Source organism: Bradyrhizobium sp. PUT101 (assembly GCF_052043945.1).
GTDB lineage: Bacteria > Pseudomonadota > Alphaproteobacteria > Rhizobiales > Xanthobacteraceae > Bradyrhizobium.
In genome coordinates this window covers 1995960-2018474 of the sequence record NZ_CP197207.1, presented here as the reverse complement: position 1 = coordinate 2018474, position 22515 = coordinate 1995960, and the positions used below count along the sequence as shown (strand labels likewise).

Sequence of the window (22515 nt, the reverse complement as noted above, 5' to 3'; positions counted from 1 at the left end):
CTCCCTCGTTGCTGCAACCGAACCTGATCTCATCGTGCTCTAGCCGGACGTGCTGTTTCCCGATGAGCTTGATAAGCTTGATGCGCTTTCCCGCTGTTCAAAGCGCAGTTCTGTTGATTTGTATCAACGGTCCGGCGACGGATGAGCCCACGTTAGGCTTTGATCACGACCACATTTGGGAGGGAAGAGCATGACGGGAATTGCCAGGCGTGAGGCTCGCCGCCTGCATGTCCATCGATGGACATGTGCGCTGAGCCCCACTTCGTGCCGTTTGGAGTCGCGAAACAGGAGGTGCTCATGAAGTTGACATCCAAGGCCTTCGGACCCGTCACCCTCAGCGCAATGGCGTTGAGTGCGTCACTGGCCACTCTAGGGCTCTCGGTCAGCAGTGGCCCGGCAGCCGCAGTGGTGTACTGCCAGTACATCGACTATCCGCCGAGTTGCATCGCCAGACCGGGCGTCGTGCTCAGGCCGCGTCCGGTCGCCCGTGCGGCCGCTCGCGAAGCGGTGCGGCCCGGAACGCCGATGAATCGCGGCGGACCGGTCAACCGGGTCGGCCGCCGCTGAGTGCGGTGCTCGAGCCCGCGCGAGATAGCAGGGCCCCGGCTTTCAGGCCGGGGTTTTGCTTGACGGGACGCCGCCAGAAAGCTCGTGCGACCGTAGGGCTGGAGAGGAGGGCGCCACGGAGAGTCCCGTAGGTTGGCCAAGCTTGCGGCAGATCAAATTTCCTTGCCCGACCTCTACTAGCATTTGTCACTCGTGCGGCGATGTCCAGAACGGACACAAGTGGAATGAGCGGCATCATGCTTTTCAAGACACTCACGTTGCATTCGCTGATCTACCTCGCGGGCATGACGACCTCGATGGCCGTCCACCATACGATTTCGTTGCCCGGCATGTCGGCAGGACGTCCGCCCTTCGTCGGACAAACCGCAAATCGCTCGGGGAAGGGCGACAGGTTGCCGGTAGTCCAATCGAAGCGGAAGGTGCCCGATAAGGAGCCGGCCCGCGTACAGCCGCGAAACCTGCTCAAGTCAGGCAAAGCGGTTTGCAAGCCTCCAATCGACGTGCCTGGTCGATGCTTTGCGGCGGCTGCGCCGATCCAGAGGTCGGTCTAGCCTTTGCAGCGCGACCGAAGCGGTCGCCGCTGCTCTGCATCAGGGAAAGATCTCGATCGACGTATTCCGATGTCCCTGAGTTTGGATCAATTCGAACAGCGATTGCGCGTGATCCGGTGCCAGCCGAATGCACCCGTGCGACACCGGACGCCCCAGGTTGCGGATCTCATATGTGCCGTGGATTGCATACCCGCGGTGGAAGAAGACCGAGTAGGGCATCGGCGTGAAGTCGTAGAGCCTCGAGTAATGCATGCGCTGGAGAGAATATGGCCGGTATGTGCCGGTGGGCGTGCGGTATCCACGCCGCGCGGTCGAAACAGGCCAATTCGCAAAGCCGGCTCCGTCGACGCTGACCAGCATGGTTTGGGTGGAAAGCTGAACGCGGACCGTGACGGCTGAGTGAGCGCTTCGACCAGTGAGGCCGAGGACCAGCACTATGGTCAAAATCAGGATTGAAGACGACCTTGAAGTCATTGCGTTTCTTCTCAGGCTTTCGCTGACACAGCAGGATGGCTGGGAATTAGTGCGGTCAGGCTGGTCACCTTCAGCGTCGAGCGCACCGATGCTAGTGAGCTGTCCGCCAAGGTTGCTGCAGGCTAGGCGAGTCTGGGCGTGCACTGTTGATCCGACGCAAGTCGACGCCTTGTAGCTTGGTATCGGTTTTTGCGATCCGGCGCTTCTGAGGTGCTTTCATACTAAATTCGCAAGCGCACCTGGCCGAGCTCCGCTTCCGGGCAAATACGGAGGTCAAGCTGAATTTGCTGCAGATCAAGTTCGTTTGGCTACGGCCTGCCTAGCATTCATGCATTGTTAAGTTCGGTCGGATTTTTTTACGATGCTGCTCAGGAACACCTCCAGCAGCCGTCCGGTTGACGGGCATCTCGCAGCACTCGCCGGCGAGTGTGTGCTCTGCAGTGAATTTCGATATCGCAGAGGGACGGAAGACTTCGGCGAAGGTGAGGAGACGGAGTACGTCTACCAGATCACTTCCGGCGCGGTACGCACCTACAAGCTGCTCGCGGACGGCCGTCGCCAGATCAATTCGTTCCACTTGCCTGGTGACATGTTCGGGCTCGAGAATGGCGCAATCCATCGCTTCACGGCTGAAGCGATAGTTGAAACGAGAGTTCGCATAACGAGGCGGCGAAGCCTTCTGGACACGATGAGAGATCGTGAGCGCGGCGTCGCCAAGGTCATCAGCCTCGTTACGCAAAATCTTCAACACGCCGAGAATCATATGCTCCTGCTCGGGCGCAAAACGGCTCTCGAAAGGGTGGCTGCATTCCTCCTAGAAATGGACGAGCGTCTATCTCAGCCGGATGTAATGATTTTGCCCATGAGTCGTCGCGACATTGCCGACTATCTCGGTCTTACATTGGAGACAGTCTCGCGCGCGTTTTCCATCCTCCGAGACGAAAGGATGCTGCAGTTCGACGGACCAACACAGCGGCGTATTGCACTGACAGATCGAGGGCGTCTTGGGGGCCTAAATGTATGATCCTGGTGCGAAAACCGTAAGCTCAGCAAGATGGTTGTTCAACCTGGCGAGAGACCCATGCTCACTCGTCAATGTCCTGTTCGTACGTACGCGCCGATGATCCCTTACGTACCGGTCCAAATTGCGCAAGTGGTAGCGACGTTGTGACCGACAGGAGTTTGTTGTCGACGACCTCGAGATCTAGCGTCTTCCCGGCCTCCATTTCCTTGATGAGCTTTGGGTTCGCGGCGTCGCCTGCAATGCAGGCATTGCCGAGGCACCAAGTGTACGGCACGCGGTAGGGCGCCCCTTATCGACCCTGAGCTTGACGGGAGCTTGGAGATACATGCCCACGGGCACAACAATTGCAGCCGCGCAGTCTTCTCGCCTTCGCGCTCGATCAAATCGACGCGGACGGCAGTCTGGCCCGTCTCATAAGTCCCGGAGATCGACGTCCGGCAAAGTATCTGAGCGCCGCCGGCCTTGAAGCAGAGCTTCTCGCCCCCGCGGCGAGGCCGGACGCGGTGCCTGGGTCGAGCCCGACCGTAAAGGCAAACGCGAGCACGATGATCAAGCCTGTGCCGCCCGGCACGAGCGCCATCGCGACTTGGGCAGGGTGCGGAGGCTCAAGGAGGCGAAGAACTCAGGCGCTGACTTGTAGCCGATCGCGAACACGAACAGGCTGAACAGGATGACCCGCAGCACCGACGGAAACGCGAAGCTGCCGAGTTGCCCGATGAGCACGGCGACGATGAGTGTGCAGGCCGTGGTGCCGATCGAGAAGCCCCGGATCCTGACCCGGCCCAAGATCGTGCCGACCGCAACGGCAATCAGCAGAAAGATTTCCGGAGCGGTGGAGATGATCCACCTGACGGTGTCCATGGTCGTTGTTCCCCAGCGCATTGTTCGGATCGATTTGAATCCTCAAGGCCGCTCGGAGGCTTGATTCAAGTCAAGCCTTTTCCTCGCTCGCGCGGCGTCAATAGGTGCTTGTCAGATTGGCGACACACGGCGTCTCGGATATGAGCTCACAGGGCATTGCCGCCACTTCATTGCTGCGCCGCGACGAGACGGTCGCCGTGGCACTGCTGTTGGCGTTCGCGGGGGGCTGTCTTAATGCCTATACCTGGATCATCCACGGCGTGTTGGCCAACGCTCAGACGGCAAATCTCGTCTTTCTCTGCGTCCACGGGGGCGTCGGTGACTGGGCGAGGGCGCTGCAATTCGTCCCGCCGATCATGGCGTTCGCGGTTGGCATTGTGGTCGCCGTGTGGCTGCGCCGCGCTGCCGGAGAGAGAGCCAGTGCCATCAGCACGCTGGTCGAGATCCTCTTGTTGATCGCCATCGGCGTACTGCACAACCGGCTGCCTGAGATAGCCGGCAAGCTGGGGATTTCACTCGTCGCCGCGATGCAGGCCGCGATCTTCACCAAGGTCGACGGTGCGACCTACAGCACGGTGATGATCACCGGTAACATGCGACAGGCGATCGAGGGCATCTTCGCTTTGGCTTCAGGCAGCGGCGGGGCGACGGGGACGTTGCGGCGATCCGACATCTTTGCGGCGGTGTGCGGCACCTTCGGCATCGGCGCGGCACTCGGCGCGCTGATCACAAAGGCAACGCCGGACCTCGCGCTGGGGCTTCCCGTGGTCGCACTGCCAATCGTGCTGCTGCGGTGCGAAGTCGTGGGTTCGGAGGCGAGCGCATGAAGCCGCCGTCTCAACCGCGGATCGGGTGGACGCGTCTGTTTCCGCCCTTTAACTGGGTCTCCGAATATCGGATGGCATGGCTGCCCTCCGATACGGTGGCAGGCGTGACGCTGGCTGCGTACGCAATTCCGGTTTCGCTCGCCTATGCCGCCCTTGCGGGCTTGCCGCCGCAAATCGGGGTCTACGGCTATATTCTGGGCGGGATCGGTTATGCGCTGCTCGGATCCTCGCGCCAGCTGGCCATCGGACCGACTTCGGCCATCTCGCTGATGATTGCGGGCACAGTCGGATCTCTCGCCGCAGGTGATCCGGTTCGCTATGCGCAGATTGCAAGTCTCGTCGCCTGTGTAGTGGCTCTACTTTGTCTCATCGCCTGGCTGTTCAAGCTCTCTACTCTCGTTCGTCTCGTCAGCGACAGCATCCTGGTCGGCTTCAAGGCGGGCGCCGGGCTCACGATCATCGTGAGCCAGCTGCCGAGCCTATTCGGCATTCCCGGCGGCGGCCGCAATTTCTTTGATCGGGCATTTCACATAGTTGCCCAGCTTGGCGATACAAATCTGCTGGTGTTGACGGTCGGCGCTGTTGCGCTCGTGCTTCTCCTGCTCGGTGAACGGCTACTGCCCGGTCGACCAGTTGGCATCAGCATTGTGGCGCTGTCGATCGTAGCCGCTACGTTGCTGGGGCTGCCGACCATAGGAGTTCCCGTCACCGGTGAGATACCCGAGGGCTTGCCCACCCTTGCCGCTCCGACGTTCGGACTGGTTGAGCCCGAAGAGCTGTTTCCCATTGCCGCCGGCTGCCTGCTATTGGCCTATATCGAAGGCGTATCCGCCGCGCGCAGCTTCGCTGCCAAGCACGGATATGCACTCGACGTTCGACAGGAATTTCTCGGCTTGGGCGCGGCCAATCTCGCGGCGGCGTTCGGCCAAGGTTATCCCGTCGCCGGTGGGCTGTCCCAATCAGCCGTGAACGACAATGCCGGAGCACGGACACCGCTGGCACTGGTGATCTGCTCCGTCGCGCTGGCGATATGCCTGCTGTTCTTCACTGGGCTGCTGACCAACCTACCCAAGGCGGTGCTGTCCGCTATCGTCTTTGCCGCGGTCTACAGGCTGGTGGACATTCCTGCGCTGCTGCGCATGTGGAAGATCAGCCGCATTGACTTCTACGCCGCGGCTATCGCCCTGATTGCGGTGCTGCTCCTGGGAATCCTTCAAGGCGTGCTGCTCGCTGCGATCGCGTCGATCTTCCTGCTGCTGGCGCGGGCGTCGCAGCCGAACATCGCATTTCTCGGGCGGCTACCGGGAAGTGGCCGCTTTTCCGATAGCGCCAGGCACGAGGGCGTGGAGCCTCTGCTCGGCGTGATAGCATTTCGTCCCGAGGCCTCGCTGCTCTACATCAATGCCGAGACGATCCTCGGGGCAGTGCTGAGCGCGCTGCAAAAATCAGCCGATATCAGGCTGGTCGTCTGCGATCTCTCGGCGTCGCCCTATATCGATCTCGCCGGCGCAAGCATGCTGCACGATCTCCATGACGAACTGGCGTCCCGTCATGTTGCCCTCTGTATCGTCGGCGCACACGCGCAGGTGCGCGACCTCCTGCGGGCGGAAGGGCTGGCCGAAAAGACCGACAGCACACAATGGCTGCGGACGCTCGACAGTGTACTGGGCGGCAGCGACGCGAAGGGCGGCTAGCGGTCATTTTGCGGTGCGACATCCACGTGCCTGCCAAAGCCGTTCGAGATTATTCAGACCGTTGACTTGGATCAATGGAGCACAGGGCCGTGAGGCCACGATCCTGCATCACAATTGCCCTGGGATCGGGAGAGAGACATGTCCAAGGATGCCAAATCCGTCGAGAAGCGTATCGATCGATTCTTTTCCGGGCCCGGAGCGCGGGCGGAAGTCGATCTTCAAGTCGGACTGAATCCGCGACATGGGCGAGTTCTACGGCCCGAACCTGTTCCTGGCCGAGAGCAGCGCCACCACGGGCGGCCTCGACGGCATGCTTGAGCCGAAGCGTTCCCGATGACGGAATATTCGATGTATGGCGCGGTGCCGCTGAAGACGATCAAGCAGGCGCTGCTGAGCGCCAAGGCCGACGGCCGGCTCGACCGCGTCAAGATGATCGATCTCACCAACGGCACCTTCGACGGCCACATCTACAACACACGCCGCGTGATGGAGGAATGCCTCGCCATCAAGCCGGACCTGATCTTCCTGTGGGGCGAGGCCCGGTTCGGGTTCACGCGCTTCTCGCCGTTCCTGCGTCGGCGCACGGCCATGGGTGCCGCCAACGAGATCGAGGCGTGGATGCACGATCCAAAATCGGTCGCGGCCTATGAGAAGCAGCAGGCCGAACTCGGCAAGAACCCGTCGGACGAGGTGTTGCTCAAGACCAAGCTCATCCCCAACCCGCGGCAGATCCGCCTTCGCGTCTACCAGACCAACGCGACCCGCAAGTCGATGTCGGCGATCCGGCAAGGCTCCATGCTCTCGGGGAAGGACGTCGAATTCCACACCGTCGAGCAGCAGTTCAAGGAAGCGGTGTTCACGCACGCCTCCACCAGTCCGAACCAGCAGCTCATCGCCAGCCTCGACATTTCGCGGCGGCAGATGGAGCTTGAAGGTTACGGCCTCGTCGCCAATGCGATCGAGATCGCGTTCGCCATCCGCCACGCGGTCAACAACAATCCGCTGATCTCAAAGTACTTCCGCGTGCTGGGTGCAGACGCCATGGTGCCGGCGCAGTACCGCCAGAGCGGCTTCACCGACTATCTTGCGGTCGGGGCTACTTCGCGATGCTTCTGGCCCAATAGGCCAGCCAAACTCAGGGGAAAGTCATGAAGAAACTACTTGCTGTTGCTGCTCTGGTCCTCGGTGTCGCCGGTTTCAGCGAGCCCTCGCGCGCCGAGACCGGCAGCGTTGTCGTGGTCTTCACCAAGGGTGGCTTCATTGTCGGAGTGGGAGGCGGCGAGGGCGTGCTGCGCCTGCGCGGCAAGAATTATCCGTTCACCGTATCCGGCATGAGCGTCGGTTTGACCGTGGGTGCTTCGACGACAAAATTTGTCGGTCGTGCGTTGAACTTGCGGGGTCCGTCATCAATCGAAGGCTCCTACGCGGTGGGCGGAGCCGGCGGCGCCGTCGCGGTCGGTGCGGGAGCGGTCCAACTGCAAAACGCCAACGGCGTGATCCTGCAGCTCAGCGGTCCCAAGGTCGGCGCCGAAGTGTCGGCAGCCGTCGGCGGGGTCACGATCCGGCTGAAATAGACCATAAGCGAAAATGAAACGGGCCGTGCACTGCGCGGCCCATTTTCTTATCGATCTGAATCCTTGTTCAGTACCGCTCTTCCACGAACTTCATGCCACGCAGGCTCACTTGGTCGTTGTAACGCCCTTTCTCCGTGCGCGGCGGCAGCTTGACCTTATCCTTCTTGATCCGCTTGTACGGGATCGAATCCAGGAGATGCGCGATGCAGTTGAGCCGCGCCCGCCGCTTGTCATCGGACCGGACGATGGTCCAGGGCGCATGCTTGGAGTTCGTTGCCTCGAACATCAGGTCCCGGGCCTTGGAATAATCGTACCAGCGCCGGTAGGACTCGGTGTCCATCGGGCTCAGTTTCCACTGCCGCAAAGGGTCGTCGATCCTGGCCCGAAACCGCCGTTCCTGCTCCTCCATCCCGACCTCGAGCCAGATCTTGATGAGGATGATTCCGCTCTCGACGAGATGCTTCTCCATCTGCGGGCACAGCGTAAGGAAGCGCCTGTGGTCCTCGGGTGAGCAGAAGCCCATGACATACTCCACCCCAGCCCGATTGTACCAACTCCGGTCGAAGATCACGACCTCGCCGCCCGCCGGGAAATGCTGCATATAGCGTTGGATGAAGAGCTGCGACTTTTCACGGTCGGATGGCGCGGGAAGGGCGACCACGCGGAACACACGGGGACTTACCTTGTCCGTGATCGCCTTGATCGTGCCACCCTTACCAGCGGCATCGCGACCTTCGAAGAACACAACGACCCGCAGCTTTTGCTCTTTAACCCAGTCCTGCAAATGACAGAGCTGGACCTGGAGCTTTTCCAGCTCCTTTTCATAGGTCTTGCGCTTCATCCGCGCCCCGGCTTCGTCCTTTGCCATTCTCTGCCTTTCGCTTTGTCGCATCGGATCCAGAGGGCGAGGATCAGTCCCCCCAGGAAATCGTTACGCCGATATCGCCCGGGATGCCGCCCGGGAAATCGATGATCTGGTAACTGATGCGATAGCCACGCGGCTTCAGATAATCGGTCCAGAGTTGGAAGATCTCCTTCGGAATGCCGGTCAAGGTGTTCTCCCAGCCGGCTTCCTGCTGGTTGATGGCGCGACCCCTGTCGGTGCACAGCGTGTTGGGAAAGCGATACACCTGCACCTCGGTCAGCCCGTTGCGCACCGCACGCTGGATGACGGTCGCGGCAAGCTGGATCTTCTCTTCCTCGGTCTTGCCCGACGGTTTGCTCAGTCGCTCGATCAAGGCGTGCTTTTCGGCCTCTGCCGCGGCGGCCAGCCGGGCATATTCCTCCGCCTTTTCGGCCTCCTTGAGGGCCGCTTCCTTGCGGATTTGCGTGGCATTCGGGATCAGACTGTCGAGATTGGCGGCCATTGCCGATGTCTCCTGCTGCTCTGTTTCAGTGCTCGAGCAAGGCTAGGTCGGACGGACGCCATTCCGTTGATTCAAATCAAGCAACGGAAACCCTGCCGTCGCCAAACTGTGACCCGCGGCAGCCGGGTCCCGATCAGGAGAGCACGTTGAGCGAGCAGCTTCACCCGAAGGCACCACACCATCTGCCATTCTACATCACCTCGCCTGGCGAAACAGACGGGTTGATGATCGTGACGGGTATCATCCTGATCGCGGCCGTTTTCGCGGTGGGGCTTTTGTACTGGCATTTGCACAGCCTGCCCGAGCGCATGGCCCACAAGACCCAGAAACTGCAGTTCGAGATCGTGGCCGTGCTGGGGCTTCTCGCCCTGTTCACGCACGAGCATCTGTACTGGATCGCGGCCTTGATGCTTGCTTTGATCGAACTGCCGGATTTCGGAACGCCGCTTCGCAGCATCGCCGGGTCGGTAGAGAGGATCGCAGACGGTACATCGCCGAACAGTGCGGACGAGACATCGCAACCCGGTACGGTGGCGGCCACGGCAGCGATCAGTCGGAACGATCAGGACGTGGACACCGACCAAAAGATGCGCAGCCATGCTTGAACTCATCATCTGCTCGCTCCTGACCATTCTTCCGGACTACCTCTATCGGCGCTTCGTCCAAGGCAAGCGGTTCGGTAAGGAGATCACGCTGTTCTCCGTTTGGTACGAGCTCCGCTGGGGCATCACCGGCTGCCTGATGCTGACCGTGGCGCTGATCACCAGCGTCTTCTTCTTTCATCCGGCGACCTCAAACGCGGCGTTGCTGTTCCGGACCGTCCCGATCCTGCCCGAGGGATCAGGCCGTGTCGCCGAAGTTAATGTCGGCTATAGCCAAACCGTGAAGAAGGGCGACGTCCTCTTCAGGCTGGACAATTCCAAGCAGACAGCTGCGCTTGAAACGGCCAAACGCAAGGTTGCCGAGGTTGACGCTTCCATGGCGTCCGCAAAGGCTGACGTCGTCAAGGCCGAGGCGCAGATCCAGGAGGCCAGGGCCAGCTACCGGCAGGCAAAGGACGAACTCGACGTCAAGACGGAATTGCAGCGTCGCAATCCTGGGATCGTGCCGCAGCGTGATATCGAGAAGCTTCAGGTCGTCGTCGACCAGCGTCAGGCCGGCATCGACGCCGCAACTGCGGCGAAGGAATCGGCGACCCTACAGGTGTCGACCCTGCTGCCGGCGCAAAAAGCGAGCGCGGAGGCCTCGTTGGCAGAGGCGCAGGTCGATCTCGACAAGACTTTCGTTCGCTCCGGCGTCGACGGCCGCGTCGAGCAATTTCTCGTGCGTGTCGGCGACGTCGTCAACCAGCTGATGCGACCGGCCGGAATTTTGATTCCGGAAGGCTCGGGTCGGTCGCGGCTGCAGGCTGGCTTCGGCCAGATCGAAGCGGGCGTGATGAAGGAGGGCATGGTTGCAGAGGCAACCTGTATCTCCAGACCATGGGCTGTAATTCCATTGGTCGTGACCGCGGTACAGGACTATATCGCGGCCGGACAGTTTCGGACCGGAGAGCAGCTCATTGAGGCGCAGAACCTCGCCAAGCCGGGGACGATCCTGGTGTTCCTCGAGCCCCTCTACAAGGGGGGGCTTGATGGCGTGACGGCCGGCAGCACCTGCATCGTGAACGCGTACACCAGCAACCACGAAGAGATCGTCGATCCCAAGACTTCGACCGGGAGGCGGATCGTCCTTCATGCGATCGACGCGATCGGTTTCGTCCATGCACTGCTACTACGGATCCAGGCGCTGCTGCTGCCATTCAAGACTCTGATCTTCAGTGGTGGACATTAAATCAAAGCGATTTGATCTGAAGGAAACGATGAATGTCTGAGCTGAGAAAGTCGGCTGTCGCGGTGGCGCTTTCATTGTGTGCGACATTTGCATTGACCGGGCGCGCCGATGCGTTCGACCTGAATGGTGCCTGGGCCACGAGCGCCGATCAATGCGATAAGGTGTTTACTCGTGAAGGAGGCAAACTAGGCTTTAGCGAGATGTCCGAAGTATACGGAGGTGGCGTCATTGTTGATGGCGATCAGCTCATTGGCAAGTTCGCGCGCTGCAAGGTCAGGGCCAGAAGGGATAGCGGCACAGGCATCAATCTGATCGCGGCTTGTGCTACCGATATCATGCTATCCAGTGTTCAGTTCAGCTTGAAGGCGCTGGACACGGACAGTATCGCCCGGCTGTTTCCGGGCATGGAAGACATGGAGGTCAGGTATCACCGCTGCGCACCGCGATAAGATCACGTGGCCGCAGACTTAGCGACATTAAGACTAGTGCGTCGTTGCTCAAGATGTGCTGTTATGAACTCATTCGGACGAGGTCTTCGGAGAAAGCATGAGCGGACGCAAGCTCATTGCGTCGAGCAAGTCCCGGGCCGCCGCGATCGCGCTGTTGTGCCTCGGATTGGCTTGGTTGAGCGGTCGAGCCCAGCCTTCACATGCTGCCGGGCAGCCTGAGGTCAACCCGCGCGAACCCAGGCGCGTTCTGTTGTTGCACTCCTTCGGGCGAGACTTCTTACCTTGGAGCGAATACGCCCGCAGCATCAAGACCAATCTCGAGCAGCGATCACCGTGGCCGCTCGATGTTCAGGAGCATACCCTCCTGACCGCACGATTCACGGCGCCGGGTCCCGAAAGACCCTTCGTCGAGTATCTTCGATCGGTCTATCAGGGCCGTCCGCCTGACATCGTCATGAGCGTCGGGGGACCCGCCGCGGGTTTTGTGCAGAGGCACCGGGCGGAGTTGTTCCCGAATGCGCCGATGGTCCTCACAACGGTGGAAGAACGCCTGATCGACCGAGCGAGCCTGACCGAGAAAGACACTGTCGTTTCAGTCCGCCACGACTTTGTCACCGCATTTCGCAACGTTCTCCAGGTGCTGCCAGATACGCGGACGATCGCCCTCGTCATCGGTGCGTCCAAGCTGGAGAAGTTTTGGCTTGAGGAGCTGAAGAAGGAAGTTGGATCGCTGGAAGATCGTGTCTCTTTCGTCTGGTACGGCGATTTGTCATTCGACGAGATCCTGAAGCGGGCCTCGGCGCTACCGCCGCAAACGGCCTTGTTCTGGGGCTTGATGTCGGTCGACGCGGCGGGCGTCATTCACGACGGGGAGAGTGCACTGCATCGCCTTCGCGCCGTCGCGAACGCACCAATCTTCTGCTTTGAGGAGACCTTCTTCGGGCGGGACATTGTCGGCGGTCCCATGCATTCCATTCCAGAACTCGGCCAGAAGACCGCCGATGCGGCGCTCCGAATCCTCGGTGGTGAGCCGCCTGCGGATGTCAAGATCGAGCCCGTCGCCTATGCTGCGCCCAAGTATGACTGGCGCGAGTTGCAGCGGTGGGGGATCAGCGAGAGCAACCTGCCGCAAGGCAGCGAGGTTCTGTTTCGCGAGCCGGGTATCTGGGAAAAGTACCGCTGGCAAATGGCGTTGATCGCTGCGGTGATCCTGATCCAGGCAGGGCTCATCAGCGGCTTGCTTGACGAACGCCGGCGCCGCCGGCTTGCCGAGGTCGAGTCGCGACAGCGCCTGGCCGAGCTTGCGCACGTCAACCGCTACTCTGCCGTCGGCGAGCTGACGGCGTCGATTGCCCACGAGCTGAACCAGCCCCTCGGTTCGATTCTGACCAATACGGAGACGGCGGAATTGATGCTGAAGGGCTCCGCGCCAGATCTCGAGGAAATCCGCGAGATTCTCGCCGATATCAGGCGTGACGATCAGCGTGCCGGCGAGGTGATCCGTCGGTTGCGCAGCGTCCTCAAGAAGGCTCCGTTCGAGATCAGAGATATCGAGTTGAAAGAAACGGTGCGAGAGGTGATGGGGTTTGTTGGCGATGTGGCCGGGGGACGCAAGATCGAACTGAGCTTTTATGGGCCGGCCGACACCGACCTGCACGTCAAGGGCGATCCCATCCAGCTGCAGCAGGTGGTGCTCAATCTCATTCTCAATGCATTGGACGCCGTCTCGGAGGCTCAGACCGGCAAGCGAGAGGTCAGCGTGATCATGGCCCGCGCCGGCCATTTTGCCGAGATTCGCGTCGGAGATACAGGACCTGGTATCGCGGTTGCCGATCTCAAGGCCATCTTTGATCCGTTCTTCACAACCAAGCCGGAAGGCATGGGGATGGGGCTGGCGATCGCCAGAACGATCGTCGAGGCGCACCACGGCACGATTATCGCGGAAAACCAGCCATACGGCGGTGCGCTGTTCACCGTTCGGCTTCCGCTAGCGAGCTAGTCTTCCGCGTTGCAGCAGGCGACACTCTCGTTTCGTTTGATTTTTGTCAATGAACGTCCCTCTCTCCGTCTCATGGTCTCGGCAGAACCGAGATGGAGGATGCGATGATCCGCTGCGGCAAGACGTTGATCGCGCTTGCGCTGTTGCTGGCTACGCCCGTTTGCGTGTCGGCCCAGACGACCGACAAGCCCGCCGCCCCCGCCCCGCAGGCGCAAGCGGCGAATTCGGCTGTACCGACGGCTGAGCTGCTGAAGCCCGAGCAACTGGAGGCTCTGGTTGCGCCGATCGCGCTCTATCCGGACGAACTGCTTGCGAACGTGCTGGCCGCCTCGACCTATCCGCTGGAAATCGTGCAGGCCGATCGCTGGCTGAAGGAACGCAAGAGTCTGAAAGGCGATGGGCTGAAGACGGAGGTGGACAAGCAGGGCTGGGACGATAGCGTCAAGGCACTGGCCAGCACCGCGGATGTTCTGACCATGATGAGTGACCAGCTCGACTGGACCAAGAAGCTCGGCGATGCCTTTCTGGCGCAGCAGCCCGACGTGATGGATGCGATCCAGCGCCTTCGCACCAAGGCCTACGACAACAAGAAGCTGGTCACCACCAAGCAGCAGAAGGTCAGCGTCCAGTCTCAGGAAGGCAAGCAGGTCGTCGTGATCCAGCAGGCAGATCCCGCAGCGATGTACGTGCCGTATTACGAGCCGGCCACCGTCTATGGCGGTTGGCCTTATGCGGAGTATCCGCCATATTACTGGGGCTATCCGTCCTATATCGGTGCGGGAGTGGTTGCGGCCGGCATCGCGTTCGGCACGGCCTGGGCGATCGGACGCTGGGGCAATTACTGGGGAGGCGGCTGCAACTGGGGCAACCGCAACGTCTACGTCAATCATCGCACGACGAATATCGGCAATGGCTGGCAGCACAATCCCGCGCATCGGCAAGGGGTGCGCTACAGCAACACCAACGTTCAGCAGCGCTTCGGCAACAACAACCTGAAGGCGGGCGCATCGGACCGGATGGACTTCCGCGGCCGTGACGGCAACCAGGTGCTGCGTCCCAATCAGGGTGCGAGAGACCGGGCGGGGGATCGCGCAGGCGACCGTGCTGGTGATCGTGGCGGACCGGGTGACCGGGCTGGCGACCGCGCCGGGGACCGCGCCGGCGATCGGGGCGACCGGCCCGGCGGCGGCGACCGTGCTGGTGCCGGGGACCGAGCCAAGGGTGGCGGTGACCGGTCCAAGGCTGCTGCCAAAGGCGGCGGCGATCGCGCCAAGGCCGCGAACCGCGGCGGCGCGATGAACGTCTCATCCGGCCGATCGGCGGCCGCCGCATCGGCGCGCGGTCGGTCAAGCATGGCGAGCATGCCGCGTGGCGGCGGCGGCCCGAGCATGGCCGGCCGAGGTGGCGGAGGCGGAATGGCGATGCGTGGCGGGGGCGGAGGCGGCTTCCGCGGAGGCGGCGGGGGCGGCGGCCGGCGCTCCGACATTGCACTTAAGCACGATATCGTCCTGCTCGGGCACCTCGCCAACGGCCTCGGTTACTATCGCTTCAGCTATATCGGCAGCGACAAGGCCTATGTCGGTGTGATGGCGCAGGAGGTCGCGCAGGTGATGCCTGACGCCGTCACGCGAGGTCGCGACGGGTACCTGCGGGTCTACTACGAAAAACTTGGGCTGACATTCCGCACCTACCGCGATTGGCTCGCCAGCGGCGCGAAGCTCCCCGCAGAGGTGATGCCATGATCGGCCTGAAATCTTTCCGATGTGCGGTGTTGCCGGGCATGTTCGTGCTTGCGCTGCTTGGCTCTGCGGCCCAGGCGCAGCAATCCTACAAGACGCCGGAGGATGCGGCCGCAGCGCTTGCGGCCGCAGTCAAGAGTGGCCCTCGCGACATCCTGAACGTGCTCGGAAGCGCGGCAGATGACATTGTCTTCTCCGGCGATAAGATCGCCGACAACGATATCCGCCAACGCTTCACCTCGATGTATGACGCCAAGCACGGCATCAAGGCGGACGGCAACAAGAGCGCGACACTCATCCTAGGGTCCGACGATTTCCCATTCCCGATTCCGCTGGTGAATACCAAGGCGGGATGGGAGTTCGACACCGACGAAGGACGCATCGAGGTGCTTCGCCGTCGCATCGGGCGCAACGAGCTTGATGCGATCCAGACCGCGCTCGCATTCGTCGACGCGCAGAACGAATATGCTGACAAGGACCGCGGCGAGGGCGTCGGCGTCTACGCGCAGCGCATCGTGTCCTCGCCCGGCAAGAAGGACGGCCTGTTCTGGCGTGACGACAGCGATCCGAGCCCGCTCGGCCCACTGGCGGCGCAAGCCTCGAGCGAGGGCTACAAGGCCGGCGAGGGAATGACGCCCTATCACGGCTACTACTTCCGGATCCTGAGGGGGCAGGGACCCGATGCCCCCGGCGGCGCCATGCATTACGTCGTCAAAGGCAAGATGATCGGCGGCTTCGCGCTGATTGCATGGCCGGCCGAATACGGCAATTCGGGCGTGATGACTTTCCTGGTCAATCACGCCGGCGTCGTCTACCAGAAGGATCTCGGCAAGCGCACCGACTTCGTGGCCAAGCGCCTCACGCTGTTTGATCCCGACCAGACCTGGAAGAAGGTCGATGCCGCGAAACCGTGAGATGACCAGCGCCATGCTGCGCTCGATCAGCCGCCTTGCCGCGATCGTGCTGTTCGCCGTCACCGCTCCGGCCGCTCCCTTGCTCGCGCAAGCTGCCGGCCATGTCCGGGTCAAGATCGTGAAGGCGGGCCTGCTGGTCGGCGGCGGTGCCGGCACTGGTGTATTGAGCTATCGCGGCCGCAGCTATCCCTTCCGCGTCACAGGAATAAGCCTCGGCATCACCGCCGGCGCCACAGCCGGCCGCCTGGAAGGCTGGGCCTCCGGCATCAGAGATGTCCGCGACTTCGCGGGCACCTACAGTTCGGTTGGCGGTGGTGGCGCTCTCGTCGGAGGTGTGGGGGGTGTCCATCTAAGGAACGACAACGGCGTCGTAATGGTGTTGCAAGGCCCCAAGGCCGGATTGGAGATGGCCGCCAACCTCAGTGCTATCGTGATTTCATTGAAGTGAGGCCATCTACATTCTTTCTCCGTAGAGGCCTTTATCCACCTGATATGGTTGTCGCGCCAACGACCGCTTCCCTTTGACCACTGCTTACTCCAAGGCGCTTGCATGCGTGATAGCGCGCGCCATGCCTAAGCGAATCCGAAGGGCAGCTGCGTTGCTCGATCGATCGCTGGCTGCCCTATTTTCATTTGGAAACAGTACCAACTTACTGAAATTACTGGAGTGTGTTTCGACCATTCTTTCCAAATACGCCTTGAAATCACTATATAATCAGGCGGATTTTGATTCCGCCATTCGGAGGTTCGATCCGTTTTGCTCAAAAGGACGCTTAAGCCCTTGAGTTTGTTACCTACAGAAGGCCGGTAGGCGCGGGTCCTTGGGGTGCGTTTGGAAACCGCTGCCTAACTCTCGGCACACCGTCCAGAACAGTCTCCCGAGTTACACTGCCGCACTCCTCAGGCGGCCAGCTGGAAGTCATGCTGCCTGCTGAACTCGTTCTTGCTCCTCACCCAGAGTGTTTGGCTCCAATCGGACTTGGGTCACGGCTCTTCGGCTAGCGCCGGGACCGAGCCAATTGATCAGAGCTTTATGTTCCTTTAGCGAGTCACCAAGTGAGGAAAACACAACGGTACTGATAGCTTGCTGTTGGCTGCGCAGGTGGTCTTCAACCAGCTTGTGCCGAGTGACATAGCCCGCGTTCACGCCAGGGATAGAATGGTTCATGAGGAGCTTAGCATCGAATTCGGAAACGCCGGCAGCGGTGGCAATCGTCCGAAATGTTTGACGAAGGTCATTGCCCCATTTTGACAAGACCTCTCGATCCTCCTTTGTTTCCGCTAAGCGTCCTAAGGCGCTCTCAGCGGGGAACAACCACTTTTGCGCCTGAGACGGCTGCATTTGCCGGCCGAAACGAAGCAGCCGAATGAGGCACAGGATCATTTGCCGAGATAGCGGGATGTCGAACGCTCGCTTACTGCCTCCTTTGGGCTTTGGGATGTGGAGCGTACGCCGTCGAAAATTTATGTGTTCGGGTCTGGCCTGCTGCAAGGCGGTGGGTCTAGATCCACACAGCAATGCCAAAAGATGGAATTCGCGCCGGATTGGGTTCTCTAGATTGGCCAGTTCGAGAAACCATCCTTTCAAATCGCCGGTCCCCATACCAGTATTCCTGCGCTCTTCCTGATTCCAATCGACAGCATCTGCGGGGTTGTCACGCGGCAGCGATCGATTGGTCTTCCGCGCGTGATTGTAGATGGCCCGCAGCGTCCGCATGCTGCCATTCGCGATGTAGGGACCGTTCTCCTTAGTAAGCTGATCATGCTTTTTGGCGACGCGAGCGGGATCATTCGCGAGATCCAGCAAAGGGGTCTTCAAAGAGACGTTCAACGTGATCACGATACCCGCTGATCGTTTTCTCGCTACGGCCTTTTCGGATCAAGTGGGCTTCCAGGTAGCGTTGCCAAGCGTGCTCCAGGGTAGGGGCTCCTACAGCACCATTCCCATCGGTCGCGGCTTGTTCGGAGTTTCCGTTCTCCCTCGCTTTCGGGTGCTGTCCCTTGCTGATCTGCGCAAGATATTCCTTGGCAATCGCGCGGGCTGCCCTGGTCGTCAACTCGCTGGCGTCACCAATCGATACTCTGATGGAGGAGGCCCGCTTTCCTCGCTGTCTAAGATCACCTTGAACAGTGAAGGTCCTTTTTCGCTTCCCGACAACCACGAAGAAGCCTTTCAACTCGGTGTCCCGAGCCAAATACCAGCCATCTTCAGGAGTCGGCAGCTGAGCGATCGCCTTATCGCTTAGAGCAATGCGAATGTCGGTCATGAGGGGCGACGTGAACTGCTAAAACGGCTTTCAAACGGTTTTGGCGAACTGAGTTGTTTGAAGGTCAGGGTTCGCTGGGCTGCGAAGCTATGCGACAAGTCTCTAAAAATAAAAGACCTTTCTCGACTTCATCGTAGTGTGGCGCAGATTCAGAAATCGCAGAGAGGCGCCGGCTTTGAACTCTTAATCAGCGGGTCCCAGGTTCGGTGCGCCCACCATTAAATCCCCCGACATTACAGTCGCTTAGGTAGGCAGGCCTCGTTTCGTTCTTTTGGCCGCCGTGCGACAGGCTATGCGGCAAAATCTGTCCCATGCCGTGCAACGATGCGGAAAAAATCTTCCCGCCTCAGTTTATTGCGGGGCGCGACCTGCTCAAATCAGAGGTCGAGAAGAGGAACGTGTTCGAAAAACTCGATCTTATTCTGGCGCTTCGGGGTAAGGACAAGCTTGATCGCGGCGTAACTTCGTTCCAGGCCGTGAAGATGCTTGGACTGCTTCGCAACCGCCTGACGCATTTCAAACCCGAATGGTCTCACGAGGCAGAGAGACACAAGGCTGTTTCGCAAAGCTGCGAGGGTTGTTCACACTCGATCCATGGTTCGGTCGCGAGGTGGCCTTTCCGAGCGGCTGGGTCGGTCACAGCCGTACGATTTGGGCGATGAGCTCGGCGGTCAAATTCCTGAGGGAGTTCGAGGAACTGGCCGACTTGCCGGACCAGGATCGGCGTAGCCATTTGCAGGTATTCCAGATATTTTTCTCGGCCGTCGCCCCGGGGTAGCGCTCGTCCAAAATCGTCCTCAGGTGCAAACGATCGACGCGGAAGTGGCGGAAGGCTGATCTGTGTTCGCACCAGGCCGCCAATACACGCACTTCGTCGAAATAGACGATAGCGATCGGCCAGATGGTGCGATCCGATAACGAGCCGTGGGCGTCTTCGTAGCTGATCGCGACTTTGCGTTGCCGACGAATGGTGTCTCGCAATAGTGCGACCTGAAGTCCGAAAGCGCCTGTAGAGGCATCACTGCTGCGGCGGCTATGCAAAGGCGACTCACGAAGACGCAGCCTGGCCCGGATGCTTGCATTGTGCGCTCAACCGCAGCGTGGCGTCTTACACGAGCTCATCATCATGGGTTCAGCGCGCCAGATGCTTTAGTCCCGAACCATTTGTTGCGCACCTGGAGGTAATGGGCGCTCGGGTCATAGATGGCCGTTCTTAGACCGAGGACTCGCGGCGATAGGCGTCCGATTGCGCTGAGAACGTTGTAGGATGCGATCACCCGGTCATGCTGTGCCTTGACCAGCGAGATGCGCGCGTTGACCAACGCGAACTGCGCGTTGAGAAAGTCAAGGGTTGTGCGTTGCCCAGCCCTGGCTTCGTTGCGAACACCGTTCAACGCGATCTCTGAGGCCGACACCTGGGCTTGGGCCGACTGCACCTGGGCCTTTGTCGCACCGAGTTGCCCCCAACGCTGAGCAACAGTCGTTCGAACCCCGTCGCGCACCCTCTCAAGCGCAAGCTGCTGTTCGGCGAGGAGTTCCTTGGATTGCCGAATGAGCGCGTGCTCAGCCCCCCCTTGATAGATGGGAACGGAGGCTTGCACGGCCGCGGCTGCTCCGAACGATCGGTATGTTCTCGTCAATTGTTCGTACGACTCGTACGAATTTTGGACAGACGCTTGCAGAGCGACCGTCGGGAGAAGTGCACCCTCGTTGATCCTGACCTGAAGATGATTGGTATCAATGTCATGGATTGCACCGACGATGTCAGGGCTTTCAACGAGCGCAATCTCCGTCGCCGCGCTCAAGCTTCCGGGCAGAAATCGGTCCACGGGCGAACCAGGCGCGGGCTTAACTGGATCGTCGCCGATATCGCGCCGGAAGTTGGCTTTTGACGTTGCCAGCTGCGATTCCGCGGACCGTTCCTGCGACCTACCAGCAGCGAGTTGCGCCTCGGATTGGGCGACATCGGTGTATGTGACTTCTCCGAGCAGAAACCGATCATGTGCCTGCGTTGCGGTCTGTTCGAGAACCCGCACGTTGGATTTCTGAACGTCAAGAGACGCAAGGTCTCGAAGGTAGTCCATATACGCTGTCACGGCGGATAGAAGGACGCTCTGTTCGAGCGATCTTAGCACTTCGCGCGCAGCAAGAACCTGCGTCTCGGCGGCGCGTGCTTTATTTGCCGTCTGATTACCATTAAATATAGGTTGCGAGACGGTAAGCGCCGCGCTTCGTGGGACGTCACGGTAGTCAGTCTGGACCCAGGTTGTTGCGCTACCGCTGCTCTTGGACAGGGTATCCAAGTATCGATAACCGGCGCTGCCGGTGAGTGTCACCTTTGGGCGATAGCCCGACAAGGCCTGAGGCACATTCTCATCGATCGATCGGACTTGAGCACGCTGCGCGTTGAGCTTGGGGCTATTCTGATAGGCCCGTGCCAGCGCATCCTCCATGGTCTCGGCGGATGAGAAAGCAGATCCTGCTCCCAGAATGACGCCTAAGACCGTTAGCGACCGAACGAGTAATCCCAATTGCGTCATCGGCAAAGTCACAATCGATTGGCCAACTGCCCCGCAAGCCTTTCGGAGCGCTGCGAGGCTAGCGAGTAGCGACGCCGGCATCGGGTCACATTCCGTGCCGCGTGCAGTCGTTACTTGCTTCGGAAAGCATATCGATTATCTGCGCCGTCAATGCGTCGGGGATGTTGCTCGTGATCTAATTTGATTTCGTTCTGCAAGCCTGTGCGGCGGCGGTATCCGTGGGCGTGGCACCACATGCTGCGCCAACCCACTGCAGCTCGTCGCGCATATCCGTGCAACAAGCCCGCTTGACGCCGCGCCTGCCTTCGATTGCGAGCGCTTGGGATAACGCATGCTCCGAGGTCTCGTCTCGATTGTCGTGTATGGAGGCCACTCTCAATGGTGCACGTGGCGATACAAATCCCTCTGGCGATCGGTGTTGGTAACCGAAATGAATTCTACTGCCGCAAAGCAGCGCCAATCTTATGCTTCTCCTGAGCTTGCACGGAGAAGAGAGATCAGTCCTTGGAGCTCTTAGGATGTTCGTCACGAGTGGGCACGGGCTTTCGCCCGAAAGCGTTCGATGGCAACTCGGTTACTGCCACGGAGAAGAATACCGGATACCACTGTTTCCCGACGACGCGGACTATGCCTCGGGGTGGTCTCACGGCCACAATAGTGTCCATCAATGCTCCATTGAAGTGAGCGAGGCGACCTTCTTCGAGCTTAGGCTGCGCGTCGGCACGAGGCTGAACGACTTCGCACAAGAGCTGGTGGCGGACGCGAAGGATGCGTGAGCGACACCTCGCAAACTCGGTGATGATCGCGACGATGCTCAGTCTGTTTGGCTAGCGAGCATGGCAACAAGGCCCGATACGCAAGCTCTGGCTATTGGATCGAAAGTCTGTGACAAATATCGGTTTCATCAGCTCGCTTTTAGCCTGATGAGACCGGCAGTTGCTCGCTTTTCTATCAAAATGTGAACAACCCTCTGGCGATAAAGTCGAGGCTCCGCCCAGGAGTCCGGCTTCGAACGGGCGGATCATGTTTTGGTAGTATGGGGCCCGCCGCTACTGACGGAGGCCACGTCCTGGCCAACAGGCAAATTGCGCGCACCGGGTCGGTGGTCACGTATCGGCGGTGTAATCGTTGTGGCAAATACGAAGTCCCAGAGACCTGTGGTTACTCCAAAGTTTCCGGGCGTGGGACTGCGATGATGACGAAGATGGCGAAGCCTCAGAGGGCGGATCCAGGAACTCCCGTCCACACGCCAACGGTGCACGGCGTCATGGATCACAAGATACCAAATGTATCCAACAATGAGGCCGCACGTCGCACCACTCGCCATCTGGAACGTCCAGAAGTGCGAGAGGATCAGAAGCACCGCAGAGAACCCGAGGAGGCTCGTCCACAGCGGTGAACCGACAAAGTCGATCGGCCGCGCGTGGTGCATTGCGTGGAGTTCTTTCACGATCGGCATGTCATGATAGACGAATCGATGCAGCAAATATTCAACCAGCGTCCAGAGCACAGCTCCAAGCAAAAACGTGCACCACCACCTTGCATGCAGGGTGAAGCGGCTCGTTTCAACGTCAAGCACTAAGAAACCCACTACGACAATCGGATAGACGAAGAGGTCTGCGTAGTACGCGATCCTGCTTTGGCTCATCTTGTATCCGCTTCCCTATTGGACCGTCGCTGCATATTCGCGTCGGTCACGATGACGTCGGCTCCTTGCGGGAGCGTCTCGCTTCCCCGATTAGTTCGGCAATTCGGTGCGCCGGTGGCCGTTGTGTAACTCGTTCTAGCGAATTGTGAACGGCGGATTGCAGTACTTGCACCAGGCATTGCAGCGG

At 60.2% G+C, this 22515-nt stretch carries 21 protein-coding genes and 3 pseudogenes; 15 read left to right on the top strand and 9 right to left on the bottom strand.

The genetic code is table 11. From position 1 onward, the window contains the following. Positions 1 to 297 precede the first annotated feature (297 nt). Positions 298 to 567: a hypothetical protein gene (locus ACSHT2_RS09860; RefSeq protein WP_440641390.1), complete on the top strand. Its 270-nt coding sequence runs from the start codon at positions 298 to 300 to the stop codon at positions 565 to 567. 224 nt (positions 568 to 791) lie between these two features. Further along, positions 792 to 1118 carry a hypothetical protein gene (locus ACSHT2_RS09855; protein WP_440641389.1) on the top strand — a complete coding sequence of 109 codons (327 nt, stop codon included), beginning with the start codon at positions 792 to 794 and terminating at the stop codon, positions 1116 to 1118. Between the two features lie 39 nt (positions 1119 to 1157). Here ACSHT2_RS09855 and ACSHT2_RS09850 read toward each other — a convergent pair whose 3' ends face one another. Then, positions 1158 to 1592 carry a L,D-transpeptidase gene (locus ACSHT2_RS09850; protein WP_440641388.1) on the bottom strand — a complete coding sequence of 145 codons (435 nt, stop codon included), beginning with the start codon at positions 1590 to 1592 and terminating at the stop codon, positions 1158 to 1160. A 361-nt stretch (positions 1593 to 1953) separates the two neighbouring features. Here ACSHT2_RS09850 and ACSHT2_RS09845 point away from each other — a divergent pair, with 361 nt between their 5' ends. Next, a complete protein-coding gene (locus ACSHT2_RS09845) occupies positions 1954 to 2616 on the top strand; it encodes a helix-turn-helix domain-containing protein (protein WP_440641387.1) in 663 nt (220 codons plus the stop codon). Positions 2617 to 2677: 61 nt separating this feature from the next. On the opposite strand, the gene ACSHT2_RS09840 is transcribed toward ACSHT2_RS09845, so the two are convergent. Continuing rightward, positions 2678 to 2890: an invasion associated locus B family protein gene (locus ACSHT2_RS09840; protein ID WP_440641386.1), complete on the bottom strand. Its 213-nt coding sequence runs from the start codon at positions 2888 to 2890 to the stop codon at positions 2678 to 2680. A gap of 189 nt (positions 2891 to 3079) precedes the next feature. After that, a pseudogene (locus tag ACSHT2_RS09835) lies at positions 3080 to 3477 on the bottom strand (transporter); the annotation flags it as partial. Between the two features lie 140 nt (positions 3478 to 3617). Between ACSHT2_RS09835 and ACSHT2_RS09830 the strand changes: the two are divergent. The 4 genes and pseudogenes from ACSHT2_RS09830 to ACSHT2_RS09815 all read left to right on the top strand — a co-directional run bounded on the left by ACSHT2_RS09830 (position 3618) and on the right by ACSHT2_RS09815 (position 7572). Continuing rightward, on the top strand, positions 3618 to 4304 hold the full coding sequence (locus ACSHT2_RS09830) for a YoaK family protein (protein WP_440641385.1): 687 nt from the start codon (positions 3618 to 3620) through the stop codon (positions 4302 to 4304). After that, a complete protein-coding gene (locus tag ACSHT2_RS09825; protein ID WP_440641384.1) occupies positions 4301 to 5998 on the top strand; it encodes a SulP family inorganic anion transporter in 1698 nt (565 codons plus the stop codon). The genes ACSHT2_RS09830 and ACSHT2_RS09825 overlap by 4 nt, the downstream gene beginning before the upstream one ends. Before the next feature lie 208 nt (positions 5999 to 6206). After that, a pseudogene (locus tag ACSHT2_RS09820) lies at positions 6207 to 7093 on the top strand (hypothetical protein); the annotation flags it as partial. A 53-nt stretch (positions 7094 to 7146) separates the two neighbouring features. Then, positions 7147 to 7572 (top strand): hypothetical protein, encoded by a 426-nt coding sequence (locus tag ACSHT2_RS09815; RefSeq protein WP_440641383.1) that lies wholly within the window; start codon positions 7147 to 7149, stop codon positions 7570 to 7572. A 67-nt stretch (positions 7573 to 7639) separates the two neighbouring features. Here ACSHT2_RS09815 and ppk2 read toward each other — a convergent pair whose 3' ends face one another. Together ppk2 and ACSHT2_RS09805 are read right to left on the bottom strand one after the other, a co-directional pair. Further along, complete coding sequence (gene ppk2 / locus ACSHT2_RS09810) at positions 7640 to 8440, bottom strand: polyphosphate kinase 2 (protein ID WP_440641382.1); 801 nt, start codon at positions 8438 to 8440, stop codon at positions 7640 to 7642. 43 nt (positions 8441 to 8483) lie between these two features. Further along, entirely contained in the window at positions 8484 to 8939 is a 456-nt protein-coding gene (locus tag ACSHT2_RS09805; protein WP_440641381.1) for a hypothetical protein, read from the bottom strand. Positions 8940 to 9085: 146 nt separating this feature from the next. On the opposite strand from ACSHT2_RS09805, the gene ACSHT2_RS09800 reads away from it, so the two are divergent. The 7 genes from ACSHT2_RS09800 (at position 9086) to ACSHT2_RS09770 (ending at position 16321) form a co-directional block, all read left to right on the top strand. Further along, complete coding sequence (locus tag ACSHT2_RS09800) at positions 9086 to 9544, top strand: hypothetical protein (protein WP_440641380.1); 459 nt, start codon at positions 9086 to 9088, stop codon at positions 9542 to 9544. Next, the gene (locus tag ACSHT2_RS09795; RefSeq protein ID WP_440641379.1) at positions 9537 to 10772 is read left to right on the top strand and encodes an HlyD family secretion protein; all 1236 of its coding nucleotides are present in this window, start codon (positions 9537 to 9539) and stop codon (positions 10770 to 10772) included. Before ACSHT2_RS09800 ends, ACSHT2_RS09795 begins: the two co-directional genes overlap by 8 nt. 32 nt (positions 10773 to 10804) lie before the next feature. Then, positions 10805 to 11221, top strand: a complete 417-nt coding sequence (locus ACSHT2_RS09790; protein WP_440641378.1) for a hypothetical protein — start codon at positions 10805 to 10807, stop codon at positions 11219 to 11221. A 97-nt stretch (positions 11222 to 11318) separates the two neighbouring features. Further along, positions 11319 to 13220: a sensor histidine kinase gene (locus ACSHT2_RS09785; protein ID WP_440641377.1), complete on the top strand. Its 1902-nt coding sequence runs from the start codon at positions 11319 to 11321 to the stop codon at positions 13218 to 13220. Positions 13221 to 13324: 104 nt separating this feature from the next. After that, complete coding sequence (locus ACSHT2_RS09780; protein ID WP_440642807.1) at positions 13325 to 14962, top strand: DUF3300 domain-containing protein; 1638 nt, start codon at positions 13325 to 13327, stop codon at positions 14960 to 14962. Further along, on the top strand, positions 14959 to 15873 hold the full coding sequence (locus tag ACSHT2_RS09775) for a DUF2950 domain-containing protein (RefSeq protein ID WP_440641376.1): 915 nt from the start codon (positions 14959 to 14961) through the stop codon (positions 15871 to 15873). The genes ACSHT2_RS09780 and ACSHT2_RS09775 overlap by 4 nt, the downstream gene beginning before the upstream one ends. Beyond that, the gene (locus ACSHT2_RS09770; protein WP_440641375.1) at positions 15857 to 16321 is read left to right on the top strand and encodes a hypothetical protein; all 465 of its coding nucleotides are present in this window, start codon (positions 15857 to 15859) and stop codon (positions 16319 to 16321) included. Before ACSHT2_RS09775 ends, ACSHT2_RS09770 begins: the two co-directional genes overlap by 17 nt. A gap of 471 nt (positions 16322 to 16792) precedes the next feature. On the opposite strand, the pseudogene ACSHT2_RS09765 reads toward ACSHT2_RS09770, so the two are convergent. The 3 genes and pseudogenes from ACSHT2_RS09765 to ACSHT2_RS09755 all read right to left on the bottom strand — a co-directional run bounded on the left by ACSHT2_RS09765 (position 16793) and on the right by ACSHT2_RS09755 (position 20680). After that, a pseudogene (locus ACSHT2_RS09765) lies at positions 16793 to 18140 on the bottom strand (tyrosine-type recombinase/integrase). A gap of 636 nt (positions 18141 to 18776) precedes the next feature. Beyond that, complete coding sequence (locus ACSHT2_RS09760) at positions 18777 to 19181, bottom strand: helix-turn-helix transcriptional regulator (protein ID WP_440641374.1); 405 nt, start codon at positions 19179 to 19181, stop codon at positions 18777 to 18779. An 83-nt stretch (positions 19182 to 19264) separates the two neighbouring features. Then, positions 19265 to 20680, bottom strand: a complete 1416-nt coding sequence (locus ACSHT2_RS09755) for a TolC family outer membrane protein (RefSeq protein ID WP_440641373.1) — start codon at positions 20678 to 20680, stop codon at positions 19265 to 19267. 518 nt (positions 20681 to 21198) lie between these two features. Between ACSHT2_RS09755 and ACSHT2_RS09750 the strand changes: the two genes are divergently transcribed. After that, positions 21199 to 21456, top strand: coding sequence for a hypothetical protein (locus ACSHT2_RS09750; protein WP_440641372.1), 258 nt, complete (start codon positions 21199 to 21201; stop codon positions 21454 to 21456). Between the two features lie 245 nt (positions 21457 to 21701). Here ACSHT2_RS09750 and ACSHT2_RS09745 read toward each other — a convergent pair whose 3' ends face one another. Then, positions 21702 to 22328, bottom strand: a complete 627-nt coding sequence (locus ACSHT2_RS09745) for a sterol desaturase family protein (RefSeq protein WP_440641371.1) — start codon at positions 22326 to 22328, stop codon at positions 21702 to 21704. Between the last annotated feature and the right edge of the window lie 187 nt (positions 22329 to 22515).

Coding starts and splice junctions, on each gene's coding strand:
- ACSHT2_RS09750 (WP_440641372.1), top strand. CDS start 21,199: ATGTTCGTCACGAGTGGGCACGGGCTTTCGCCCGAAAGCGTTCGATGG.
- ppk2 (WP_440641382.1), bottom strand. CDS start 8,440: ATGGCAAAGGACGAAGCCGGGGCGCGGATGAAGCGCAAGACCTATGAA.
- ACSHT2_RS09745 (WP_440641371.1), bottom strand. CDS start 22,328: ATGAGCCAAAGCAGGATCGCGTACTACGCAGACCTCTTCGTCTATCCG.
- ACSHT2_RS09805 (WP_440641381.1), bottom strand. CDS start 8,939: ATGGCCGCCAATCTCGACAGTCTGATCCCGAATGCCACGCAAATCCGC.
- ACSHT2_RS09825 (WP_440641384.1), top strand. CDS start 4,301: ATGAAGCCGCCGTCTCAACCGCGGATCGGGTGGACGCGTCTGTTTCCG.
- ACSHT2_RS09860 (WP_440641390.1), top strand. CDS start 298: ATGAAGTTGACATCCAAGGCCTTCGGACCCGTCACCCTCAGCGCAATG.
- ACSHT2_RS09785 (WP_440641377.1), top strand. CDS start 11,319: ATGAGCGGACGCAAGCTCATTGCGTCGAGCAAGTCCCGGGCCGCCGCG.
- ACSHT2_RS09815 (WP_440641383.1), top strand. CDS start 7,147: ATGAAGAAACTACTTGCTGTTGCTGCTCTGGTCCTCGGTGTCGCCGGT.
- ACSHT2_RS09830 (WP_440641385.1), top strand. CDS start 3,618: ATGAGCTCACAGGGCATTGCCGCCACTTCATTGCTGCGCCGCGACGAG.
- ACSHT2_RS09755 (WP_440641373.1), bottom strand. CDS start 20,680: ATGACGCAATTGGGATTACTCGTTCGGTCGCTAACGGTCTTAGGCGTC.
- ACSHT2_RS09845 (WP_440641387.1), top strand. CDS start 1,954: ATGCTGCTCAGGAACACCTCCAGCAGCCGTCCGGTTGACGGGCATCTC.
- ACSHT2_RS09770 (WP_440641375.1), top strand. CDS start 15,857: ATGCCGCGAAACCGTGAGATGACCAGCGCCATGCTGCGCTCGATCAGC.
- ACSHT2_RS09850 (WP_440641388.1), bottom strand. CDS start 1,592: ATGACTTCAAGGTCGTCTTCAATCCTGATTTTGACCATAGTGCTGGTC.
- ACSHT2_RS09780 (WP_440642807.1), top strand. CDS start 13,325: ATGATCCGCTGCGGCAAGACGTTGATCGCGCTTGCGCTGTTGCTGGCT.
- ACSHT2_RS09795 (WP_440641379.1), top strand. CDS start 9,537: ATGCTTGAACTCATCATCTGCTCGCTCCTGACCATTCTTCCGGACTAC.
- ACSHT2_RS09855 (WP_440641389.1), top strand. CDS start 792: ATGAGCGGCATCATGCTTTTCAAGACACTCACGTTGCATTCGCTGATC.
- ACSHT2_RS09790 (WP_440641378.1), top strand. CDS start 10,805: ATGTCTGAGCTGAGAAAGTCGGCTGTCGCGGTGGCGCTTTCATTGTGT.
- ACSHT2_RS09775 (WP_440641376.1), top strand. CDS start 14,959: ATGATCGGCCTGAAATCTTTCCGATGTGCGGTGTTGCCGGGCATGTTC.